This is a genomic window from Martelella sp. (assembly GCF_984369615.1).
In genome coordinates this window covers 1-2,559 of sequence record NZ_CFHTCS010000494.1, presented here as the reverse complement: position 1 = coordinate 2,559, position 2,559 = coordinate 1, and the positions used below count along the sequence as shown (strand labels likewise).

Genomic DNA, 2,559 nt, shown 5'->3' with positions numbered 1-2,559 from the left:
ACCAGCCACGCGGTGTGGATCCCCGGCAATATTACCCATGAAGTGGTTATGGAGACCGACGTCTCGGCCTGTTTTATCTACATCGACCCTTCGGTGACAAACCTTCGCGGCTTGCATTGCGAGGTGCTCTATATGACGCCGCTCATGCGTCAGCTCCTCCTGCGGTTCCGCGCCCTCGGCCCGACGGGAAACCGGGAGCGCCTCTCGCGGCTCTCCGGCGTCATCATTGACGAACTGGCCGTTCTGCCGACGGCGCCGCTCAGCCTGCCTGCCGGCAGCGATCCGCGCCTTGCACGGGTGACCAACCGGCTGCTCGAGCGGCCGGACGACCGCGCCAATCTGGAGGAACTGGCGCGCTTCGCCGGCGCCGGCGCCCGCACGCTGGAACGTCTTGTTCAAGCGTGAGACGGGCCTCAGTTTTTCCGAATGGCGCAACCGGCTGCGGCTGATGGAGGCCGTCAATCACCTGAGCCACGGCAAGAGCAGCGTCGAGATCGCCGGTCTGCTCGGTTATCGCAGCGCCAGCGCCTTTGTTGCCGCCTTCGGGCGCGGTTTCGGAGTGCCGCCGCAATCCTATCTTAAAGTCGGGTCGGCAGAGGACGGCTGAACAGGCTTTCGGCCCGGGCGACGTCTGAGATAGGTCCGGATCCAGGCGATCTCGGCCTCGACATCGCCGAAACGGTCGTCCTTTTCGCGGCCGCCCGGCCTGTGTCCGGCCGCGTCGCCGCCGGTGATCGCCGAAAGCGCCTCTTCCGCCCTGGCCGCGCGGTCCTTGTCGGGCGGCGGATCGCCGAGCCTGCGGCCCTCGGCATAGACGGTGATGGCATCGGAAAGCCGCTCCGCACCGGCGATGGCAGGAAACCAGGCGGCCGCCTCGCGTCCGGCCGGCGGCGGTTCGGCGACCAGACGCCCCAGAACGGTGCGCAGGTCGGACAGCGCCCGCGAGACGGCGAATGCGCGATTGGTGAGCGTCTGGCGCATCTTCGCAAGTCCGGCCTCATCATCGGGCTTTGCAGCCGTTGCCGCAGCCAGATAGGCGCCGACCTTTTCCATGGCCGCCGAGAAGGCCTTTTCAAGATTTTCCTCCTGCGAGCGTGGCCAGATCAGATAGCCGAAGACGAGCGCGATCGCCGAACCGGCCAGCGTGTCGGCGAGCCTCTGAATGTCGTAACTCTCAGCCGGGCCCGGCGCCACCATGGCGATCATCAGCAGGATGACGGGGGTGAGAAAGCTCACCATCACCGCATAGCTGCGCAGGCCGGCAAAGGGGATGATGGCGCTGAGGACCATGATAACCGGAACGAGCGCGACCCCGCGCGGCACCAGCGCCCCGATGGCAAGGGCGATGCCCACCCCGACAAGCGTGCCGAGGCTGCGATGGATGGCGCGCAGGAAGACCGAGCCGAAATCGGGTTTCAGCACGATTGCGACCGTCATCGGCAGCCAGTAGGAGTGATCGCCGGGGATCAGGCGGCCGACGGCCACGGCAAGGCCCATGCACAGGGAAAGTCTGAGCGCGGAGACCACGACCTCGCGGCCGAGAACAAGACGGCGGGCAAGGCGGGTGCCAAGACCTGCGGAAAATACTGCGTCGTCCGTTTTTTCCTGTTCGGCCTCTTCCGGAACCTCGCGGGCGGACGCGGCCGGCCACATGGCGGCGGCGAGACGGTCGGCAAGGTGCCTGGGCTCGTCGCCCTGGCCCTCTTCGCTAGGCGCTTGCGGTGGTTGTCTGGCGCGCGCCATGTAAGCGCGGGCCATGGCGTCGAGCTGTTCAGCCGTCGGCGTCAGGCCGCCGTTTCCGCGCGCGGTGATGATCGCCAGGGAAAGCTGGTTGACCAGCGAAAGAATGGCGGCGGTTCGCAGCACGGAGCGGGTGCGGGCGCGGCCGTGGCTGCGTTTTTCGATCAGCGTCGCATAGGCGGTCTTGGTGGCATCCGTCAGTTTTCGTCGCGTGTCGATCATGCGCAGCCGGTTTTCCGGCGTCGGAGCCTTGCCGACGGCGTCCGATAAACGGGCTAGCTCTGCGAGCAGGCCGACAATGTCGGACAGCATGCGCCGTTCGGGTCTGTCGCGTTCGAACAGTGCGCCGATCCCGAGCATAAAGGCGACAAAGGCGGCGCCGGCGAGGAAGTTCACGAACACCAGCCACGACGGTACGGCCGAGGGCGCATGGGCGTTGACCACGGCGAGCACCAGCATGTTGAGCGCGCCGGTGGAAAAGGCCGCGCCATAGCCGCTCATGAGGCCTGAGATCAGGCCGACAAGCATCAAGAGCCCGATCGTCACAAGCCCGTGCCCGCCAACCTCCGGCCCGATCAGGCAGCCGGTCGCGCCGATCAGCGCGGAAATGCCCAATTGCCGGAACCGTTCACGATAGGGGTCGAGCCGAACGGTGACGGCGGCAAGGAAGCCGCCCAGCGCCACATAGAGCATTGGGCCCTGATGGCCGGTCAGTTCTCCGAGCAGCAGCGGCAGGCCGGTGCCGAGCGAGAGGCGGATCGCATGCCGCCAAGGCCGGTATGGCGTGGGCTTCAGCAGCGCGAGATTGTGAAGCCAGTC

At 66.7% G+C, this 2,559-nt stretch carries 3 protein-coding genes; 2 read left to right on the top strand and 1 reads right to left on the bottom strand.

Going from position 1 to position 2,559, the window contains the following annotated elements; translation table 11 throughout:
* The coding region (locus AC5DC2_RS22770; protein WP_491700137.1) for a cupin domain-containing protein at positions 1-405 on the top strand (405 nt) is incomplete at its 5' end.
* Positions 392-607: a helix-turn-helix domain-containing protein gene (locus AC5DC2_RS22765; protein WP_491700136.1), complete on the top strand. Its 216-nt coding sequence runs from the start codon at positions 392-394 to the stop codon at positions 605-607. The genes AC5DC2_RS22770 and AC5DC2_RS22765, both read left to right, overlap by 14 nt.
* Here AC5DC2_RS22765 and AC5DC2_RS22760 read toward each other — a convergent pair.
* Positions 574-2,559: FUSC family protein (locus AC5DC2_RS22760; RefSeq protein WP_491700135.1), on the bottom strand; the 1,986-nt coding region annotated here is incomplete at its 5' end. The two genes, AC5DC2_RS22765 and AC5DC2_RS22760, sit on opposite strands and share 34 nt — an antisense overlap.